Origin of the sequence: Candidatus Magnetaquiglobus chichijimensis, assembly GCF_045865675.1 — a bacterium.
Taxonomy (GTDB): domain Bacteria; phylum Pseudomonadota; class Magnetococcia; order Magnetococcales; family Magnetaquicoccaceae; genus Magnetaquiglobus; species Magnetaquiglobus chichijimensis.
This window is the reverse complement of the sequence record NZ_BAAFGK010000004.1, coordinates 1658131-1678925: the sequence shown is the minus strand read 5'-3', so window position 1 is coordinate 1678925 and position 20795 is coordinate 1658131. Positions and strand designations below refer to the sequence as shown.

The 20795-nt window shown below is 56.4% G+C and carries 18 protein-coding genes and 2 pseudogenes; 19 read left to right on the top strand and 1 reads right to left on the bottom strand.

The window, feature by feature from the left end; genetic code table 11:
* Positions 1-17 precede the first annotated feature (17 nt).
* The 19 genes and pseudogenes from ACOY6C_RS11380 to ACOY6C_RS11290 all read left to right on the top strand — a co-directional run bounded on the left by ACOY6C_RS11380 (position 18) and on the right by ACOY6C_RS11290 (position 19758).
* Positions 18-476 carry a hypothetical protein gene (locus ACOY6C_RS11380; RefSeq protein ID WP_420905596.1) on the top strand — a complete coding sequence of 153 codons (459 nt, stop codon included), beginning with the start codon at positions 18-20 and terminating at the stop codon, positions 474-476.
* A gap of 115 nt (positions 477-591) precedes the next feature.
* Positions 592-1251: a dihydrolipoyllysine-residue succinyltransferase component of 2-oxoglutarate dehydrogenase complex gene (locus tag ACOY6C_RS11375; protein WP_420905595.1), complete on the top strand. Its 660-nt coding sequence runs from the start codon at positions 592-594 to the stop codon at positions 1249-1251.
* Between the two features lie 21 nt (positions 1252-1272).
* Positions 1273-3054 carry a hypothetical protein gene (locus ACOY6C_RS11370; RefSeq protein WP_420905594.1) on the top strand — a complete coding sequence of 594 codons (1782 nt, stop codon included), beginning with the start codon at positions 1273-1275 and terminating at the stop codon, positions 3052-3054.
* A complete protein-coding gene (locus ACOY6C_RS11365) occupies positions 3051-5057 on the top strand; it encodes a hypothetical protein (RefSeq protein WP_420905593.1) in 2007 nt (668 codons plus the stop codon). Before ACOY6C_RS11370 ends, ACOY6C_RS11365 begins: the two co-directional genes overlap by 4 nt.
* Before the next feature lie 142 nt (positions 5058-5199).
* The gene (locus ACOY6C_RS11360) at positions 5200-6324 is read left to right on the top strand and encodes a hypothetical protein (protein ID WP_420905592.1); all 1125 of its coding nucleotides are present in this window, start codon (positions 5200-5202) and stop codon (positions 6322-6324) included.
* A 25-nt stretch (positions 6325-6349) separates the two neighbouring features.
* Entirely contained in the window at positions 6350-8278 is a 1929-nt protein-coding gene (locus tag ACOY6C_RS11355) for an SUMF1/EgtB/PvdO family nonheme iron enzyme (protein ID WP_420905591.1), read from the top strand.
* A gap of 370 nt (positions 8279-8648) precedes the next feature.
* On the top strand, positions 8649-9746 hold the full coding sequence (locus tag ACOY6C_RS11350) for a hypothetical protein (RefSeq protein WP_420905590.1): 1098 nt from the start codon (positions 8649-8651) through the stop codon (positions 9744-9746).
* A 223-nt stretch (positions 9747-9969) separates the two neighbouring features.
* A complete protein-coding gene (locus ACOY6C_RS11345; protein ID WP_420905589.1) occupies positions 9970-10722 on the top strand; it encodes a hypothetical protein in 753 nt (250 codons plus the stop codon).
* A complete protein-coding gene (locus tag ACOY6C_RS11340; RefSeq protein WP_420905588.1) occupies positions 10719-11690 on the top strand; it encodes a hypothetical protein in 972 nt (323 codons plus the stop codon). The genes ACOY6C_RS11345 and ACOY6C_RS11340 overlap by 4 nt, the downstream gene beginning before the upstream one ends.
* Entirely contained in the window at positions 11687-12469 is a 783-nt protein-coding gene (locus ACOY6C_RS11335) for a hypothetical protein (RefSeq protein WP_420905587.1), read from the top strand. The genes ACOY6C_RS11340 and ACOY6C_RS11335 overlap by 4 nt, the downstream gene beginning before the upstream one ends.
* Before the next feature lie 66 nt (positions 12470-12535).
* Positions 12536-12772, top strand: a pseudogene (locus tag ACOY6C_RS11330) (SWIM zinc finger family protein); the annotation flags it as partial.
* Positions 12773-12805: 33 nt separating this feature from the next.
* A complete protein-coding gene (locus ACOY6C_RS11325) occupies positions 12806-14059 on the top strand; it encodes a hypothetical protein (protein WP_420906130.1) in 1254 nt (417 codons plus the stop codon).
* Positions 14044-14316 (top strand): hypothetical protein, encoded by a 273-nt coding sequence (locus ACOY6C_RS11320; protein WP_420905586.1) that lies wholly within the window; start codon positions 14044-14046, stop codon positions 14314-14316. The genes ACOY6C_RS11325 and ACOY6C_RS11320 overlap by 16 nt, the downstream gene beginning before the upstream one ends.
* The gene (locus tag ACOY6C_RS11315; RefSeq protein ID WP_420905585.1) at positions 14313-15491 is read left to right on the top strand and encodes a hypothetical protein; all 1179 of its coding nucleotides are present in this window, start codon (positions 14313-14315) and stop codon (positions 15489-15491) included. Before ACOY6C_RS11320 ends, ACOY6C_RS11315 begins: the two co-directional genes overlap by 4 nt.
* Positions 15488-16498 (top strand): Rpn family recombination-promoting nuclease/putative transposase, encoded by a 1011-nt coding sequence (locus ACOY6C_RS11310; RefSeq protein WP_420905584.1) that lies wholly within the window; start codon positions 15488-15490, stop codon positions 16496-16498. The genes ACOY6C_RS11315 and ACOY6C_RS11310 overlap by 4 nt, the downstream gene beginning before the upstream one ends.
* A 1176-nt stretch (positions 16499-17674) precedes the next feature.
* Positions 17675-17761: pseudogene (locus ACOY6C_RS11305) on the top strand (BsuBI/PstI family type II restriction endonuclease); the annotation flags it as partial.
* A 3-nt stretch (positions 17762-17764) separates the two neighbouring features.
* Positions 17765-18529 carry a GIY-YIG nuclease family protein gene (locus ACOY6C_RS11300; protein ID WP_420905583.1) on the top strand — a complete coding sequence of 255 codons (765 nt, stop codon included), beginning with the start codon at positions 17765-17767 and terminating at the stop codon, positions 18527-18529.
* A gap of 384 nt (positions 18530-18913) precedes the next feature.
* Entirely contained in the window at positions 18914-19366 is a 453-nt protein-coding gene (locus ACOY6C_RS11295) for a hypothetical protein (protein WP_420905582.1), read from the top strand.
* Between the two features lie 146 nt (positions 19367-19512).
* The gene (locus ACOY6C_RS11290; RefSeq protein ID WP_420905581.1) at positions 19513-19758 is read left to right on the top strand and encodes a hypothetical protein; all 246 of its coding nucleotides are present in this window, start codon (positions 19513-19515) and stop codon (positions 19756-19758) included.
* Positions 19759-20029: 271 nt separating this feature from the next.
* Here the strand turns inward: ACOY6C_RS11290 and ACOY6C_RS11285 are convergent, their stop codons facing one another.
* Entirely contained in the window at positions 20030-20428 is a 399-nt protein-coding gene (locus ACOY6C_RS11285; protein WP_420905580.1) for a hypothetical protein, read from the bottom strand.
* Between the last annotated feature and the right edge of the window lie 367 nt (positions 20429-20795).

The window sequence follows — 20795 nt, the reverse complement described above, 5'->3', positions numbered from 1 at the left end:
AAGAGGAGTATCAGACCATGCCCGCTGAAGCGCACAACTGGTGGATCGTCGCCGCGGCGTCGATCATGGCATTGATCGGCGTGGTGAATCTGTTGCGCACCGGGATTTCGTTGCTTGTCTGGGGGCTGCTGCTGGTGGCGGGCGTGGGCGGAATCCAGTACGGTTGGAACAACGGCGAGGCGGACATGGCCAAACTCCTCTCCACCGAGACCGTCATGCACGGGGTGAGGGAGTTGCGCCAGCTGGATGTCAACGTCATCGCCCGTCAGGCCATCTCCTGGTATCAACAACACTGGAGCGATCCGCCCGCCCCGGCCAAGCCGGATGCCCGGCACAAACCGGATACCCAACCCAAGCCCGACGCCATGCCCCACCTGGATCCACCTCAAGTGATCGAAAGCAAGGAGCAGCCGCCCGTGAACACGGATGTGCCCGCACCGGGTTATGCGCCCGCCCCGAGCGGGCGTTTTCGATAGCCTGCACAAATAAATTCCAGCCGCGCGGGTGGGACGCGAAAATCCCACCGTCTCCTCGCATAGACGTTGATAGCTTTGACCATTCACGTTGTTTCCAAATACAGGAGATCTTACCATGCCTTCCAGACATCATCTGCTGTCGCTGTCGCTGTCGCTGTCGCTGTCGTTGTTGGGGTTGCTTTTGGGCGGGTGCGCCTCGGCCCCGCCGCTCGATCCCATGGAGACCTGGAGAAATCCCGAGTTCCAGGAGCAATGGAACCGTTGCGTGCGCGACTCCGGGGAGTCCTCCTGCACCGCCAGTTTTCGCAAGACCGAGCAGAGCAACTCTGGAACCTCGCTGGTCACCGAGGGGCAATTCGTGCACAAAAACACGCCTCCCGAGAAAACAGTCGGCAAAGAGAGTACACTGGTGGTGATCACCGAGCCTGAAAAGCCAGCTTCGGAAAAGGTGGTCAAACCTCAGGCCAAGCCCCCGGCCAAGCCGGAGCGCGTCAAGCCCCCGGCCAAGGCGGAAACAAGCGCCAGGCCCGCCGCGCCACGCAAGCAACCGGTGCCGCAACCTGCGGTCATCACCGCCGATAGCACCAAACCCTGCCCGCCGCAGAAGCGCACGCCGCAACCGGTGGCGATTACCGGGGAGGCGGCGCCTGCCACCTCCGTCACGCTCATCCCCTGTACCGAGGAGGAGAAACGGCAATCCCAGCAACTGCAAGAGAACATCGATGCCCTGCGCGGCTCCCTGCGAGAGTGGTTGAACAGCCGCGGTGATTACTAAATATCGAAGAGGGTTGAACCCATGAATCCACTGAGTGCCGAACAACAGATCATCGAGGCCCAAAAAAGTCCGGATTTGCGGGCCATTCTGCACACCATCCAGCAGCAGATGCACCAGAATGAGCCGCGTTTCACGGCAGATGTCTGGAAAGAGTTGGGGCGGGTGATCGTGTTTCGCAACCACGCCTCGTCTCTCTTGGAGTTGACGCACATGGTGCGGGTCGCCCAGGCCTGTGAGAAGCTTCCGGAGCGGTTTGCCGGTCTGTTCTGGGCTGTGCCCGTGGCGCGTCCCTGGAGTTTTCACCGTTATCTGCAAAAGCATCTTCCCCAACCGATGCACACCCCGGTGCGCATGCGTCTGACGACGCAGGGGGTGGAGATCGATTATGCGGATGGCCAGTTCACGGTCTATTTCAGCCGCATGCCCTTTCTGGCGGCCCTGATGGAGTTTCTGATGACTTCAGGTGGGTATACGGCGTGGGGCGAACGGTTCCGGACGTGGCTGGCCGGTCCTTCCAGCAGAAAAAATGCCGATGCCTGCGCATCGGAGTTGCGTTCGTTGGTGAATGATTTTTTGAACGCTCATCTGCCCACGGAGCAGCAACAACGCAAGTTTCGTCGTTTGATCGGATTCATGAAACAGCGTCACGGCGGGGATTTTTCGTTGGAAGATTTCAACGACGAGGGGGTATTGGAGTTCTGGCTGCAAAAGCACCTGTCGGTTTCAGAAGACAACGAGGATATGAAAACCTTTCGAAATGTGGCTTACAGCTTCATGGATCTCTATCGTGCCTTGGTGCAGGCAACGGATCAACATCAACTGGAGGTTTCAGACTCATTGACCCGCATACCGGACCGTGAGGGAGAGTTCATGGTCGAGCACGAAAAGGAGGAGACGTGCCAGAGTTTGTCCGAGGAGCCAACGTATGAACTCGACGAGCAGGAACCGCGCAAAGAGGTGGCGATGTCGCGAATTTACGCCATGGCCTGTGAGGACGCCTGGGAAGAGGCGCCGCATCTGGCCCTGCGAAATCCGCCCATGGCGTCCATTGAGTTTTTGCGTGACACGGAAGGTGAAGATGTGGCGTTCTGGATCCGCTTTCACCGTTATGCCGCGATCCTGCCGCGCACCTGTTGGCGTCTGGAGGTATTCGCGCCCACGCAAAAACGCATCGGGATGGCGCTTGGCAAGACCAAACCCGAGGAGATCCAGACGCTGATTGAAAAGAGTATCCTGGAGGACTACGAAAAACGCCACAAAAACCTGCTCAGACGGCAGGATTCCCTGCTGCGGACGTTGCAGGCGATCCTGCATATTCTTCTGACCAACCGGCACAAGGAGGGAATCGGCCTGTTGTTGGCGATGCATCCCAAGTTGGATCTGCAATCCCTCAAGCGTGCCATGGAGGGCATCGACAACGCGGTGGGCAACGTGGTCATGCTGAGCCGCCGTCGGGTCGGACTCTCGAAAGATGGGCTCGTGGATCATTTTTTCAACAGCCTGACAGGCGATGGTCCGTTTGCACAGAAGATGGGTCCGATCCTCGCCCTGGCCAAAAAGGGTCATGCAACCAAAATCAACCGCGATGGTTTCAAGGCTGAGGATCTTTGTCAGGAAGAGGTTCTGGAGGGGTTCGCGCAGGCTATTCCCCATGTGCAGCGGTTGATACGGCTGGTGGCGGTCTTGAGTGAATCTTTGACCCGTCTGGCCCCCGACAAAGAAGATCGCGAGGCGCTGTTTACCCAGGATCGCGCGATCTTTATCGAAAAATTTAGGCAACTGTATGAAGGAGTCAACCCATGATGACCTGGAATGGTCTTGATCACGCGCGACAGCAGAGTGCCGAAGCGCTGTTTTGTGCGCTGTCTGCCGAGCGCCATTTAAACTCTGATGAGCTGGAGGAGGCAACCCCGGCCATCGGTTTTGCGGAGCTGTATCGTCTGGCGAGTCAGCCGGAACAGCCGGTCACCCCGGAGATGGCGCTAGCCCTTGCGGGCAATCCGCGTCTGGAAGCGGACTTGAAACGGCTGATCCACGAGCAGAGCCAGTGTCATTTTCCGCTGCGCGCCGCAGCCGACAGTGGGGAGGAGACCAGTCGAGAGATGCACGGCTTCAAAATCCGGTTGCATCCGTCGCAGGCCGAGCAGGCACAGATGTATGTCTCCATTCGTCTGGCCGAGGAGAAGAGAGAGGTTCCCACGACGCTGTTCATTCTCAAGCCCGGCCATCCGCCCATCAAGCGTCACTTGCCTCTGCCCAAGGATGGTGTTATCCAGATTCTGGAGGACGGAGAGTCCGATCTGGTGCATGCGCTCAAGGATTTGGACAGTGAAATCTTCTTGAGCACGCAAGGGGTCCGGGAAGAGGTGACGGTGAAGCCGGTTCGTGTGGTGATCGGGACCACGGCTGGTCCCAGCGAGGTGCTGCAATTGGCCCCGGAGAGTCCGGAGGTGGCCTCCGTGGTCTGTCTGGATCGCACCTCGGAGAGTTTGCCGATCAGCCAGGAGTATGCCGGTTTTGTGCGCGCGCCTTCGGGGGTGATTCAGAAGTTGTTCGGCCATGCCGCTTTCCGCATGGATGTCTCGCAGCGCATCGAGGAGGGCAAGAGCTGGCAGCTGGGTGCCTTGGCGGCGCATGCTTTGTTGCATGCCCAATCCCTGGCCGGTCAGGGCGAGCCGGTGCGGGCTGTGGTGTGGTTGAGCGGCGAGGTGGACACCACGTTGCGGTTGCGCCCGGTGCAGAACATGCGCCGCAAGCTGGAAAAATCGCGCGACTATCTTCTGGCGCAGCTTGAGGCAGGCACGCCGGTGATTCTCTCCATGCATCCGACGGATCGGAAGATGCTGGACGATGCCTGGATGAAGGCGAACGGCATGGAGGAGCTCATTCCCTGCCTACATCCGGTGACGCAGGTCCAGGATCTGATCAACAGGCTGGATCTGGAGCCGTTGCCGGAGATGCCCAAGGTTGCCGCAGCCACGGTCACGGGCAAACTGCCGCGCGATCTCAAGCGTTGGTTGGGATGGCTGCTGTTCCTCGTTGTGGTTGGCATCGGAGTCTGGACGCAACGCGATACGCTGCGTGGCTGGCTGGAGGAGCTGTTCCGGGTATCAGGACCGGTGGTGATCACGCAGAACCAAGCCGTGGAACCTGTCAAATCCGCTGTTGAGGCCGGGCCAAAACCCGCTGTGGAGAGGCCTGCCACCGTTTCCACCAGCGCGGCCAGCCCGGAGAATCCCTCCGCAGAGGGCGGGAGTACCCCCCGGCTGAATCCTCTGCAAGTCTCCGGCCTGCACCTGACGCTTAACGCGCAGATTCCGAGCGGTTGGGAGGTGTGCGCGGTGCAGAAATCGAGCGGCACCCCTTTTGCGCGCCAGGAGATTCTGCTGGCGTCGGAGGGTCAGTTCCCCGGCGTTCGGGCGGACAACCGCTTGTGCGGTCTGGTCTATGGGCTCTTCTATCCGGGCGAGGCGGTGCATCTGGCGGTGGGGGTGATTCCCACCGGGGGCGGGGTGCCGACCGGTGCGGTTCACTGGTCGGCTGTTGCGGATGCCCCGCTGGCGGCTGGTCAGGCGGTGGAGATCGCGCTGCCGGTCAAATCCTGGCAGAGTGCCGACCGCACTCATCTGGTAATGGCCTTGGCCTCCACCGAGCCCTTGGGTGATCTTCTCGACACCTTGGGCCGTGCTGTCGCGGATCAGCCCGATCTGCCCGCCATGCGCGCCGAGATCGAGCGCCAGCTGCAAACCCGCGCCGCGACCACGGTTTGGCGCGTGGTCCTCCACGAGCTGCTGCGGGTCCAGTGACCCCGCACCCGGCGGCGCTGGCGCGCCCCGGCCACACGCTCTCTTAAGATGCGGACGGATCCCGAATATGGATTGTCATGGGATCCGTCCGCATACACAATACCCAAAGATCATCACTGCACAATTCAGGAGGATTGGGATCATGGCGACCGTGCGCGGTGGGTTGCTGGGATGGATTCTGGTGGGGATCGTCAGCGCCTCGATCCTTCCTCGCCCACTCTGGGCCGATGGCCTGGAAAAGCTGGCCACCGACATCATGCGTTCAGTGCGGGAGATGACGCCAGGCCTGCCTCTGGAAATCCATGTTCCGGATGTTCTGGATGCGGCTTATGACATTCCGTGCGCGCCCCTGAGCGGTTATTTGCAGGACGGGTTGAAAGCGGCTTTGAGCACAACCGGGCGCACAGGGGTCCGCCTGGTGAGCGCGGAGACTCAGGCCACTCTGCGCCTGACCTGGCGCAAGGAGAACGACGCCAGAATATTGCTGACCGCCGTCCTCACGGATCTTCGTCACACAGGGGCACCCAAAATCAGCCACCAACAGTCGATGCGCACGAGTGAGATTCCCGCGGAGGCGCGGATCTGTCTGTTTGACACCGAAAAGGTGGACCGGATGATCCGGACGGCGGGCAGGCTGCTGCTACGCACCGCGCCGACGTTGACGCCGCTCACCGATCGGGCCATGGTGGATCGCAACCCCATCGAGGTGGAACCAGGGACGCCGCTTTGGGTGCTGGCGCGGATTCGCGAGCCCCAATCCCAAGAGTCCCAATCTTCATGGTGGGTGGTGCGTCTGCCTCCCAGGGATATTCCGGAAGTCGGTGGCCGCGAGGTGTATGGCTTTGTGCATGGCCCGTTGGGCGCGCCACGACGCGTGGTGCTGCATATGGAAGGGGATGCCGCGTTGGCGCAAGTCGCCGGGCAGCAGGTGACCCGGGAGCTGCTGACCCCCCTGGATTTGATTGTGGTGCGCGACGGTAGCGGGTTGAAAGATGCGCTGCATCTGTTCATCCAGGTGGACCCGCCACGGGAGAGCGGACAGGAGACCGAGTATCTCAGTGTTGCCGTGCGGGTGCAACTGCGTGCCGAGGATCGCGTCGTCTCCCAGGTGGCGCTGTGGGAAGCCGAGGCGGAAAGAAAGCGCCTGCCCGCCTCGAAACGCCAGATGGCCGAAGCGGTGCGGATGGCGGCAGAGGATGCAGGCCGAGAGTCCGCCCGGCAGCTGCGTCGGGCGTTGGAAGAGCGTTTCTGGATCCTGGCGGATTGAACCACCACAAGCAAGGGAGAAGCGCATGAAAAGCTGGGCATGGCTGGCTCTGATCGGGGCGGCATGGGCGAGCGGAGCGTGGGCCGAAGGGTTTGACAGTGTGAGCCGGGATGTGCCGGTGCAGCTTGCCAAGGATTTGCATCAACAAAAGAGACTCGGGCAAGGCAAGCGCGTGGCCGTGGCCGGGTTTACCAATGCCCTGGACGGCAAGGGGTGTCAGGCATTGTCGTATTACCTGGGCGAGAGCGTGAGTGCCACCTTGCAGACCGCCCGTTTGATGATGACGCCCTCTTTTGAGATCGTCGTCCGGCGTAACCTGGAGCCGGTGGAGGCCGAGTACACTCTGCAAGGCAAAAAGATCGATCCGGCGCGTCTGCGCAAGGCGGCGGATCTGCTCATCACCGGCAGTTGGTTGGATGGGTTGGGCAAATTCCGTTTGACCGTCAAGGCGGTGGAGCTGGCTGAGGGTGGCGCGGTGGAGTTGACCTCGGTTGTCAAGGAGGTGGACAAATCCGGTCTGCCGGAGGCGGCATTGCGCTGTCTGCCTGGACCGAAACAGTTCGGATTAGATCAGAATGAGGAAGTTCGGGTGTTGCAGGAAAAGATCAATGATCTGAATACACAAATTGAAAGTCTTCGACAGAATCGGGATGAGACTCGGCGAAAAAAAGAGATGGAATCGGTGATTGCTAAACAGAAACAAACCATTAAAGAATTGCTCAAAAAAGGGGATGATAAAGGAACTGTACAATATACAGACCGTACATTTTCGGAAAATCTTGCGTTTCTGAATCTTGAAACCAGTCCGACCGGTATGGAAGTTTATGTAGATGGCGCATTCATCGGTTTTTCCCCAATCAAAAAATATGAGATTGAGGCTGGCAAGGAGTACATGATCGTGGCTAAGGGGGATCCACGTTATTGGCGACAGGCTGAGTTAAAACGAAGTTTTCAGAAGATGCAGAGGGATCAGTATCTTTTGCGATTAACTCGTGCGCGTGGTAAAGTATTATTATTAGGTGATGAGATGGTTGACGGGGTTGTGGTGGATGGCAAGGTAATTCGGAACTTTGATCCAAAAAATCCGGTAATAGAGGTGAATGCTGGCAAACGAAGAATCGGACTGTTCTCACCCCGATCAAAAAGTGATAGCAACCATCCAACGATGATCGAAGTGGATGTGTGGGAAGGGGATCTGTTGCGCAAAGATGTCGTACTTACTGGTTCTGATCTGATTACAAAGAATTGCTCAAAGATCAAACCAGAGCACGGAATAATTTGTTACGACGAGGTAGCGAATATGAAATTTGTTTATATTGATAAAGGAAATTTTCAAATCGGTTGCGTCTCGGAGATACCTTGCGATGAAAGGTTGTTTCCTTCTGTAGCACTAAATCCCTATTGGATGGCCATTACCGAGGTGAACCAGGGGCAGTGGCGCGCGGTGAGAGGTTACAATCCCGCTATGTTTCAAACCGGGGATGATTATCCGGTGGAGCAGGTTTCTTGGAACGAGGCGCGTGCGTTTGCCCAGGAGTTGAGCCAGAAAGGAGGCAAGTGTCGCTATGATTTGCCCACCGAGGCGCAGTGGGAGTATGCCTGCCGCTCCGGGGGTTATAACGAAGAGTACTGTGGTGGCAAGGATGTGTACAATTTGGCATGGTATGAGATGAACAGTGGCCAGCAGACTCATCCCGTGGGCGAGAAGGATGCTAACGGGTTGGGGATCCATGACATGAGCGGGAATGTTTGGGAGTGGACCTGTTCGGATTATGAGGTTTATCAAATAGAGGGAAAGCGATATGCTAAATGCGGTGAAGGTGCTCGCCGAGTTATTCGGGGAGGTAGTTGGTATAGCAATTCATCCCAAATCTTATCTACTGATCGAAGTTATAATACTCAAAAATATAATAGTAATAATATAGGCTTCCGCCTCGCCAGGATTTGTCCTTGATTCTCTTACGCTTTTACCCTGGCGCCAATGCCGTCATTCCCGCGCAAGCGGGAATTCAGAAATAAACTTGAGAAATTCTAATTTCTGCTCCTGTTGAAATATAAAACAATTATCGCATGAATTGATTGCTTTATCAGAAATCAGAATCCTGGATTCCCGCTTTCGCGGGAATGACATTGCAATTGAAGGATCGGGAATGACATTTCAATGCAAGGAAATGGCGTACCCAAGCGAAGCAGAATGGAGTGAGATAAATTTCGTGGCCTGACCAAAAATCCGGGCAGCTCCTCGCATAGATCCGGGCATGGCGGCACACACGCTGCCCCGAATACCAAAGGCCACTCACCCCATTCCATTGGAGAAAAAAAACATGAACACCCGGCACACACCACGCAACTGGACCCTCGGCTTGTGGGCACTCTGGCTCGTCATGTCCGGAATCCTCCCCGTCCCGGCCTGGGCCGATCCACCCCCCGCCAGCAGCATCCCGGTGCTGGTCATGGGCGAGGATGGCAACAAGGATACCATCAGCCGCGACAGCAACATCTTCCGCCGGGTGTTGGGCGAGCTGAAAACCTCCATGGCCCGGCACGGCTTCCGCATGCTCGATGAAGAGATGCTGGCCGTGGATCTCAACTGGCAGATCACCGCGCGCCGTCCCAAAACCGAACTGATCCAGGCCTCCAAACTGGCCAATGCCAAGGGGGACTCCCGCTACAACCACCGGGCCATGGTGCTGTTCTCGATTTTTGCCTCCAAAAAAGAGCTGAACGCCGCCACCGAACTGCACACCCGCATCGAGGGCGAAATCTACGATGCCCTCACCCGCCAGTTCGTGGGACGCTTCGAGTTTCCCAACGCCGTCTATCCGGCGGCCAAAGATTGCAACGAGGTGTGCATCAACAACACCGTCGGCGACAAGTCCCGAGAGATCGCCATGAATCTGGGCGATGTGCTGGGCAAGATGCTGGCCTTCCTGCAACCGCAACCTGTGGCTTTCGCACCTCAAGCCGTGGTTGCCACGCCGCAACAGCAACAACCGGTGGCCGCCAAACCAACCCCCGCGACCAACGCCCCGGCAACGGTGAAAACCAAGGGCAACGAGGTGCCGCTCTCCCAGTCGCCAGCCCCTTCCACCGCCACCCATACCATGATGACCACCTATGGCGTCACCTTCAAACGGTTCAACAGCGCGGAGATCCTCTCGATTATTGGGGTGATGACCTCGGAATTCCCCGGCTTCTCCTCCACCAACATCATCGAACAGGCGTCCGCCCTGCAAAAGTATGATTACGTGACCACCGCGACCTCGGCCAAAATGGTCGAATGGCTCAACATCCTCCTGATGGACCTCGGCTTGACCGACAAGAACGTGGTGATCCAGGTCGAAGGCAACCAGATCACCCTCGACAAGATCACCCCAACCCCCAACCCTGCCGCCAACCGCCAGGGACCGCGTTTCAAGTAATCCCTTTCCCATCCCCCAACCCACCCGGTCCGCTTCATGCCCCATTGCCAAACAGCTTGGCAATGGGGCCGAGGGCCTCCTTTTCGGATACCTTGGGGGCGTATCACGAAAAATGCCGTGGCATGCGCATGCCCTGGGGGATGAAATGGCATCGAAACCCATCCCTGTGAACCGGTCGCTTGGTGGCCGGTTCGCTCCTTTCGACCCTGAAACGGTGTGAAGCGTGAATCCCCAGATCGTGCAACGCATTGCGGATCGTCTGCAAGCCCGGGACAAACGGTTTGTCTCCCGGAACGAGTTCTTCAAGGTGATTGGCGCAGCCTTGGCGCGTTCACTCGGAGTCTCACCGAGCGATTCCGTTACGGCCTTGAGTGTGGCGTTGCAGAGCCATTGCGGAGACGCCTTCCGCGTGGTCCAGGGGGGACGCACCCTCTATGTGGCGCTGAATCTGCCGGACGAAGATTTCTTACTCGACAAGGCCAGGCGCTTGACCACCTTCACCCCCGCGCAACTGGCCTTGAACCTGCCCATGCCCAAGGCGCGCGTCGCACCGGCCTTGACGCGACTGCTCGAATCCGGCCAGATCTTGTGCATTGGTTTGAAGGCCGATTTTACGCCGATCTTGCGGTTTTCCGGTTCCGGAAAGCCATCCAACTCCGTAGCCGTGGTCACATCCCAAGTCCTGGACGACCAGTCAGCTTTATCCCAACTCTCGGATGACGAGACCGCCTTGCATCGGGCCTTTCTGGAGATCGGCCAGGGCCGGAATTTCGTGGCCATCCATCGACTGCGCGCCCATCTGGGTTGGGAGCGGCAGCGCTTTGACCAGACGCTCCTGCGTTTGCAATCCGCCGAACGGATCCTGTTGAACATGGGGGATCCGACCCGTCTGACCCGCACCGAACTGGAAGGGGCCTATCTGGATCGCAATGGCATGCGCTATCTCACCCTCAACTGGCTGGAGTCCCGGCCATGAAGGCCGAACGTCTGCGCGAGCGGCTGACCCGCGACAATCCTCTGGCCTCGGTAGCCGCCGGTTCCCCCTGGGAGCGCGTCGGGGTGGATGTGCCAGCCATCAACCGCATCCCCTTCGAAGGGGTGATGCGACTGTTCCAGCAGATCGGACGGACCCCCGGCGAACTGCTGGCCGCTCTGATTCTCGGCGAGGTCGGCAACGGCAAGAGCCACCTGCTGGCCCGGCTGCGCCAATTCTGTCAACAGGGCACACAAGCTGGTGCCTTTGTCCTGGTCACACCACCGGAGAATGGCGCCACCCCGTTTCGATATCTTCTGCGGGAGATTGCCGACTGTCTGCGCCATCCTCCCGAAGAGACTGAGCAACTCTCCTATTGGCACCATCTGGCCGCAAGATTGATCATCGAGAGCCAGGAACGGAACCGGTCCCCAGAGCAAAAAACCATAAAAATCCGACAGCTTCTCAAAGCGATGCGCCAGGGCAAGGGATCTCCGGCCAAGTGGTGGCAACAGGTGCGCACGGCACCGTTTCTGGATCGCTTGCCGCCGGAATCCTTCGATCTGGCGGAAGTTCTGGTCCGTTGGCTTCCCTCCTCATCCGAGGGACGGCGAGAGGCCATGGCCTGGTTGCGCGGTGATGCCTTGGTGGGCAACATCCTGCCGACCCGTTTGGATCGGAGCGAGGCCAGCCTGGAGGCAATCGAGGAGCAGGCGCGTGCCCTGTTGATCGGCCTTGGGTCGCTGCTTGGCCATCTGCATCGACCGCTTTTGATCTGTTTTGATCGTCTGGAGGATCTGCGCACCCCGTCACAGCATGCGGCCATGGATATCCTGCTCACATTTCTGGTGGATCGAATGGTAGCCGCTCTGCCGGTGGTTCTGGCACGTGGAGAGTTCTGGGAGACCTTGCGTCTGGAACGCTGGAACGCCCAGACCGTGGCCGTCTGGAGAGCAACCGCTTCGAGATGACCGGCTGCTCGCGCACCGAAGCCGAAGAACTGGTACGTGGACGTCTGAAGGCGGTAGTGGGCATGAAAGGGATGCAGGCGCTCTTTTTCGATCCGGCCACGCTGCTCGACTCCTTGGCTCCGGGCCGCAACGCCCCACGCATCGTCCTGACCCTGGCCAACCGGCGTCTGCAAGAGCTGCTGGCGTTACCCGCCCAAGTGGTCGAAGATCCGGAGTCGCGTCTGGCGCGGGTGTGGGCCTCTCTGACAACACCCGCGCAAGTCGCCCGTCGGCGTTCCGAGCCCTGGCGTCCCGAACGGATTTTGCAGGTACTGCGGCTCTATCTCTTGGGAAACGAGAATCCGGAGGATATTGACAATGCATTGGGACTGTCACTGAAAGAACCGCCCCAAGCTGGCCGCCCGGCCCGGCTGTGGCTGGTGGAACCGGTCTTTCACCCCAAAGCGGTGATTCATGCGTTGGAACAGGGGGTTTCTTGGTTGAAACGTCATCCGGGTGGGCAGCTCACCTATGTGCGTGACGGTCGCCATGCCATTCCGCCGTATTCCAAATGGCCGGAGACCAATCGGCTGTTGCGCCGTTTCCAGGAACAGGGCGGACGGCTCATGCCACTTTCGGCAGAGCGCATCGCACGCTGGCAGGCCATCGGCGAGTTGTACGATGCCGTCCGTTGCGGAGAGATCACCAGGATCGATGCCCAGAATCGCGAACAGCCTGTGCCAGTTGCGCTGCTGCACGATTTTCTGCGGCTGCATTTTGCGACAGAGCAGAACGTATAGAGGATCCTGAATAAAGTGACCAAGCTTATCTCTGACACATATCCCGTGACATCACCTCCCTGTTCGATGACCATCGAGGGTCTGCGCCGCATGACCTCGCCGGATGCGTTCGTCAAGGGTGAATGCTATTTTCGGGATCATGCCGTTTTGGATCTCGCCTGGCAGGATGGCGCCTTGGTGTCCATGGTGCAGGGTTCACGGCATCAACCCTATGAGGTCAGGATTTGCTTTGACTCGCAGGGCATTGACGATGCCTATTGTTCTTGTCCGGTCTCCAACCCATGCAAACACATCGTGGCCGTGCTGCTGACCTGCATGGCGCATCCGGAGGGTATCATGCAACGCCGTTCCCTGACCGAGGTGCTCCGGGAATTGACCCTGGAGCGTCACCTGCAACTCTGGGCCATCCTGCTTGAAGAAGATCCCGCGTTCTCCCGTAAGCTGGAGTTACTGCTGGCCAAGGAGATGGCACCCGGAACACCCAAGCCAGAACCCGAAAAGCGCCCAGCCGTGATCGACATCACCCCATTTCGTCGCGAGGCCAAGGCCATTACCGCCTCGTTGCGGGGTCGATATGGTGATGGCATGGGGGAGATGATTTATGATCGTTTACAGGTTCTATTGACACGCATTGAGCCGTTTTTGGATGCCGACGATGGAGACAGTGCCCTGTTGGCGTTGCGAGAGATCCTGGACGCTTTTACCTATGAGTGGATCGAGATGGATGAAGAGGGGGATATTTCCATCCTGATCGATGAGATGGGTGAGATGATCGCCCAGGCGCTTCTGTGCGCCGATCCTCCGTTGCCGCGACGTCAGGAGTGGCTCAAAGCGTTACGGAAGTGGCATGATGAGATGGCTGATTATGGTTGCGAAGAAGGGGCGAACGTTGCGATCCGTGCTGCCGAGGAGGGATGGGATCTTCCGGAACTGAACGCCATACTGCGGGGTGAATTTTCGGATACCGATTCGGATGCCGCTCACCCGCAGGATCCTCTGGCACGCATCCGGATGCGGATTCTGGCGCTGCGTGGTCGTCACGAGGAGCGGCTCAATCTGGCACGTTTCTACGGAGAGTTTGGTGAATGCGCTCAGACCTTGTTGCATCTGGGCCGTGCGGACGAAGCGGAACGGATCGCCATGACCCGCATGACCACGCCCATGGAGATGCAGACTCTGGCCCAACAGTTCATGACCGGGGCGATGTGGCGCGCGCCTTACGAATCGCGGAACGTGGCCTGGCACAAAAGGATGAGAAAGGGCAACGACTTCCTGGACGACTCGATCTGGCACGCTGGCTGCGCGACCATGCCGTGGTTGCTGGCAATCACGCCCTGGCCATGCATGCCGCCGAAGAGGCGGTCGTGGATGATTGCGAAATGGGGGATTATCTGGCACTCGAACGTCTGGCCGGGGAGATGTGGCCGTCGATACGCACGGGCGTGTTGGAGCGAGTGGTCCGCGACGAAGCCTCCTGGCGTGCCTCGGACAATCGGATTACCCTTTTGTTGCATGAAGGATGGGTGCATGAGGCGATCCGTTTGGCGGATCAATACCGGTACCTGGATGAAGCGGTGTTGCGTGCAGTGATGATGGCTGCTATGACGACGCATCCGGATTGGGTCATCCAACGCAGTCGTGCGGCAGCGGAGGAGATCATGAATGCCGCCAGATCCTCATCCTACGAGGTGGCGGCAGAGTGGCTCGCTTTGACTCGCGAAGCTCACCTCAAGGCCGATCGTCTTGTGGAATGGTCTGTCTGGCTGGCCGAACTGATTCAGAAACATGCCCGGAAATACAAATTGAAACCGTTGCTGGAGAAGCTCAAGGTGGATCCTCGGTCATGAGCGAGTATCAGTACTACGAATTCCTGGCTGTGGATCGGCCTCTGGATGCGGACGGAATGGCCTCTCTGCGGGCATTGTCCAGTCGTGCCAAAATCACGCCGACGGGTTTTGTCAATCATTATGATTTCGGCGATTTCAAGGGCAATCCGGATCGTCTGGTAGAACGCTATTTTGATTTCTTTCTGTATTTGGCGAATTGGGGTTCCCGTCAATTGCAGATTCGCATACCAGAGCGATTCTTGAACGCCGACCTGGTGAAAAAATACTGTCCCGGAGACAATGCCGCGTTTCGGCGGATTCCTGGATACTTCGTGCTCGACTATACCCGCAACCCGGAGGATGGCGGGGAGTGGGATTTCGATGATGATGGTCAGGGACGACTGGCTGCACTGGCACCCGTGCGGGAAAGCCTGATGCGGGGTGACTTGCGGCTGTTGTATTTGGGCTGGCTGTTGGCCGCGCAGGAGGATGTTCTGGAAGAGGATACCCTGGAGCCCGATCCACCACCCGGTCTGGGTCAACTGAATGGCCCGATGTTGGCGTTTGCGGATTTCATAGGTATCGACCGGGATCTGGTCGAGGCCGATGGAGAGGGGATCGAAGAGGCAGCCCAGCACTCCCTTTCCCGTGAAAAGATCGTGACCGCCATTGGCAAACTTGCGGAACAGGAGAGATGCGACTTCCTGTGCCGTCTGGCCCTGCAGGAAGAGTCCAATCTGGCCCTGGAACTTTTGCATCGCTTGGAGAACATCGTCGGCAAGAATCGAGGAAAGCAGCAACCTGGCCGGCGGACCGTGGGTGAACTGTTCGCCCGTGCCGAGGCGATTCGAGATACCCGGCAGCGTATCGAGAAGGAACGCCAGGCTGCCGAACAGGCCCGTCGGGAACAAATGCAGATCGCCGCGTGTGAGAAACGTCTCCAACAACTTGCAGGACGTGAATCCGAGGTGTGGCGTGAGGTCGAGACGCTGATCGCAGCCGGTTCCGCCAAGCCGTATGATCAAGCGGTCACCTTGTTGCTGGATCTCCAGGAGTTGGCGGCCAGGTCGGGCCAAACTATCGCTTTTGCAAAACGTATTGTGGACATCCGCCAGAGGTCTATTAGAAAAACCAGCCTGATCGATCGTTTGAACAAGGCCGAGCTACCTCAGGCCAGTCAAGGGATGGACCGATGAGCGACCTGTTCCAACCGCATGATCGACTATTCAAGGCGTTGGTCTCCAATCCCGAGACTGCCGGTGCCTTGCTGCGCGAGTACCTGCCTCAGGAGATCGTCGCCTTGCTGGCACCCGGGGATCCCGAGCTGGAGCCAGGATCGTTCGTCAGCCAGGAGTTGCAACCTTATTACTCAGATCGGTTGTTTCGATCCACCACACTGAGTGGCAGAAATCTCTTCTTCTACACCCTGATGGAGCACAAGAGCTATCCGGATCGCAAGGTCGCTTGGCAGTTGTTCCTGGGATGCAGCCGTTTTTGGGAGCAGCAGAATCAAAAAAATCCCGAATGGACACTGCTTCCTGCAATCGTGCCTTTCGTGCTCTATCATGGCGCGCAAGAGTGGAAAATCCCGAAGGAATTCCATGCATTGATCGATGCGGACGATGCGCTTCGTCCCTGGCTGGTCAACTTTCCCTTTACCGTGACCGACCTCGGCCCGATCCCTGACAGCCAACTGGCCCGCAATGCCCGCTTGAAGGCATGCCTGCTCGCTTTGAAATACGGCACCCGAAGCCCAGAAGAACAGATGACGGCTCTGGAGAGCATCGCCGCCGCTCTGATGGAAGCGCCGGAACTTCTGATTCCGATCATGCTCTATCTGTTTACCACCTTTCCTCACCTGGACCAGAGTGTCGTGCAGGATGTCGTTGTCCGGGTCTGTCCACAGGAGAATGTTGAAATGATGTCAATTTTTGCACGTGAAATCATCGAACAGCACAAACATACCTGGCTGCAGGATGGTGAACAGAGAGGCCGCCAGGAAGGATTCCTGGACGGTGAGAAGAAAGGACGCCAGGAAGAAGCCGCTTCCATGCTGCTCAAACTGATGCGCCGCAAGTTTGGCCAGACACCGGACTGGGTGACCGAAAAGGTGCGGTCGGCGGATTTGGAACTGCTTGGTGTATGGAGCGAAAACGTCCTGTTTGCAAACTCGGTGGACGAGGTGTTTATCGACCGGCATTGACCAGAAAAATGCCCTCCAAATTTTCCAATTCTCCGTTTGCGTGGCGAAAAGTTTGCACAAATTGCCATCGCCACCCGACAGGGAATCGAAATGCGGGTCCACGGCTATCCGGTGGCGCAGAGGAGAAAATCTGATGCGCCACAAAAAGATTTTTCAGATCAATCTGATTGGCGTACACTGAATCTATTGGCGACCAAGACGCCCTCAAATTCTTCTTTGTGCCGCACTGCAACAAAGTCCAGAGAATGAGTTTGAAACCGTATCATTGCTCCACCAATTTCTTTCATAAGTTATTTCTCTGCAAGCCGCCCTTTGGGGCGGCTTTTTTTGTGCCTGCCGAAAAATCCAATATTTCCAAGAGTTGCGCGGGACGGTTCGAAAACGCACTTGGTCAGGAACCAGACCAACGGGGATCAAAACACCGCCTTTTCTTTCTCTCTCCTCCCCCATTCTCCAAAACCTGTGGACCAGGGCCATGCTGGTCCAAAGATCTGTGGACCAGGTAATTCTTCAATAATATCAATGAAAGTGCTGGTCCACAGCCCTGTGGACCAGTTCGATGCATTTTTTGGTTGCGGAGAATGGCGAGAACGGGCGAACCTGGGTCCGGTTCGATAATTTGTTACCGGATTCCCCAAACGGATAATGGATACACTGTCCCCGGATTTCCCGGATTATCGTTCAATGACAATATGATACTCTGATGGTTCTATAGAGTTCCCCCCATTTTTTTTTCAGCAGTTGTTTCCTCTGTACGCCACCGCCCTTTGGGGCGGTTTTTTTTGCACCTAAAAATCCCAAATATTTCCAATGGTTTCGTGTAAAGATTTGAAATCGCCTTCAGCAATAACCTGCGCTTGCAGGATTCGAAAAGTTCGGTTACTCTTCTCTCCAAGTCCATATTCTCCAAAACCTGTGGACCCGCCAGGGTTGAGTCCGGAAATTACGGACCCACTTAATGGCATGATATTGGAAGAATATCATTGACTCCTGATGCTGAACTGGTTCGATGTGGAACTTGGTTGCGGAGAATGGGGAAAAGATTCGAAAGTGGGCCCGCAACGGCTCAGTGCTTGAATGGTTTATAGCTATAAAAGAAATCGGTATGGTGTCCCCAGATTTGCTGGTGTCCCCAGATTTGCTCCCCAGATTTGCTGGTATGGTGTCCCCAGATTTGCTCAGGAAACCGAAGTCTGGGTAGCCTCCGATCCCGACCATCTCATCCACTTCAACGGCGACCGGTTCCTCGGTCCTCATGGCTGAACAATGACAATCCCATTCGAAGCGTCCCGCTCATACGTCTATCAAGCGTCCCGGTACGAACTTCTTCCCCGCATCGCAGAAATCGCCAAGGGCTTCGGCGACGAGCCGTTCCTGCTGCGTGAAATCTCGAAGAAGCTGCTTGCCGAGACCTACACGCCCGAACAACTCGAAATCAGGGTGAAGAAGGAGAAGTCGGACAAGACGGAGAAGATGAGCAACATCTTCGGCTTCTACATCCCTTTCCTTGCCGAGAACCTGAAAGTCTTCGAGAACCTCGGCGGCGGGATGTTCAAGAACATCTCCCTCGAAGAAGAGATAGCTGAAGCCGATGCCGTAGCGACCGACGTCGAGTCCGACGACCCAGGAATCATCTACGCCTACTCGTTCCCCATCATCGTAAAGAACGATGGAAGCAGGTTCCCCATCAAGGTCGGACTGACGGCGTCGGGTGATGCGGAGGCAAGGGTCAATCAACAGTGCAAGACGACGTGCTGCTTCGATTATCCGGTCATCCTGAAGGCATGGGATGTCCAGCAAGTCGCCGCAGTAGAAGATGCCATTCACTCGACGCTGAAAGCCCGAGGCTTCAAGCGTGATTCGCCAGGAACGGAATGGTTCGACACGACGCTTGAAGAGGTCGAAAGCATCCTGAAATTCGTTCAGCCGACTGCCAAATCCCAAATCCCAAATCCAAATCCAAATCCAAATCCAAATCCCAAATCCAAATCCGGGGACACCATACCTATTTCCTTTATCGCCATAATCTGATATAATGGTCTCAAAAAAAATCGGTGGACACCATACCGATTAAATTTATAGCCATAAGGGAAATGTGTATGGTGTCCCCCGATTTCCGGACATAAGGGAAATGCGTATGGTGTCCCCCGATTTCCAGAAAAGTTCGAAAACGCATTCGGTCAAAACTTGGGCTTGCAGGATTCGAAAAGTTCGGTTACTATTCTCTCCAAGGCCACATTCTCCAAAACCTGTGGACCCGCCAGGGTTGAGTCCGAAATTTACGGACCCGCTTAACGATATGATATCTGAAGAATATCATTGACTCCTGATGCTGGACCGGTTCGATAGGAAACTTGGTTGCGGAGAATGGGGGGGGCGGATTCGAACTTGGGTCCGCAACGGCTCATCGCTTGAATGGATTTTTATAGCCATAAAAGAAATCGGTATGGTGTCCCCAGATTTACAGATTTAAATCTTTTTGTTACTAGATGGTCTGATTGTGAAGGATATTTTGTTCAGCCGGATCATGTTGCAAGAATAGCAAATATTGACGGAAAAGCTATTGACGGAAAAGCAGTTGTTGAGAATACTGCAAGAAAGATTCATAATAGTCTTGTGGCAAAATTTAACAATGTCAGAAATTCTCTTGGAACAAAAAAGTGGGCAAGAAATAAAAATTCTAATTCTCAATTTTCGCCGACAACGCATAAACTTTCATCAAGCATCCCACTTCCTTCTGAGCAAATTCATGGCAAAGAATTACTTGGCGAGCTTAACAAAACATATCCTGGACTTGTAGCTGTTAGCGACAACCTCGACGTAAGCGATCTGACGCATTTTTTGAATAACCTATTGCTTCATAAATAAAGCATAACATGTTGACGCTAGGCAAACAATAAGAATCCGGGGACAGCATTCCGATTGAATTTATAGCCATCAGAAAAATCAGTATTCTGTCCGCAGATTTCAAGCATGGTGTCTCCATTTTATTGAGAGGGTGCGGAGATTTTGACATGAAAGTTGGTTCAATTGTTGCCGTCAATGCTCATCGTGGAATGTTCATCGTGGCGATTGAAAACGGCGATTACGCAGTGTTCGAACTACTGAACGGCATAAAAATCGCAGTCGGAGACAGGATTCGGGGTGACCTGGACGCCCTGGGCGGCGAAGAACTGGTTCACTTGAGTAGTGGAAAAAGATTCAGCGCTTATGGACAGAGCGGCCCCAGCAGCTTGGCCGCGTGTCAGCGGCTCTTGTAGTCTGCGCGGAATCTGTGAAATCCGGTGACATATATGGACCCACCCCCCGTTGCAAGGGATTTTTCTTGATTGTCGACAAAAAACAGGAAGTGACCACTGGCGTATATCTGGCCTTATTGTTGGGGTAGGCAAATCCGGGGACAAAATCCGGGGACAGCTTACCGATTTCCCTGATGGCCATAAATTGGTTAAATTGGCAATTTCGGGAACCCCCACTTCTCCCTCTGCTGCTCCCATTCCATCGGGAACGGTTTTCTCAACTCTGCCCAACTCAGAACGTCCGGCTGCCGCCCGTCAAGAATCGCCTCGATGATATGACGCGGGCCATCCATGGCCCGCGCCCTTCGGGCCGACCTTCGGTCGGTCCAAATCGGCTATCCTGCCGATTTGTCCGGGCCAGCAGCGTCAGGCGCAGGATCTTGGCGATGTAGGAGGCGTCGAGATTCTCGTGGGCCGCCAACTCCCGGACGGAGGCGAAACGCTTTTCCTCCAACAACCGCAACCAATGGTGCGCCCTGGCCACCAGTTTGGCCAGAGTCTCCTCCCTTGGCGGCGGTTCCTCGCCCATGCCGGTGGGCGCGATGATCAGCGTCCGTCCGCCGCGCTTTTTCATCTGCATGGGAATGCTGACGATGATCGTGCTGCCGTCCTTGCTCATGGTCGTTTTCATCACTCTTACTCCTGTTCGGCCCGTCCGACAGGCCTTTTTCAACCTGAAAAAGCCCGTGTCACACGCCGTTTTCGATACGACCTGCAATGCACATGGTTGACAAATTTCGTCCAATTTTCTGATTTCAAAGGATTCATTGGTTGACAAATTGTCAACCAGCTCTTTTCGCATGGTTGACAAAATTCATTCAACTCTTTGATCTTGAAAGATTCGCTGGTTGACAAAATCGTTGCAACCATTTGATATACAAAGATTCGTTGTTGACAAATCTGGTTCGCATCCCAACAGGACACCGCCATGGAACTGTAAATCGAGAACTGGCCACTGGACCGGTTGATAGCCTATGGATGATGCGGTACGCAGCGTG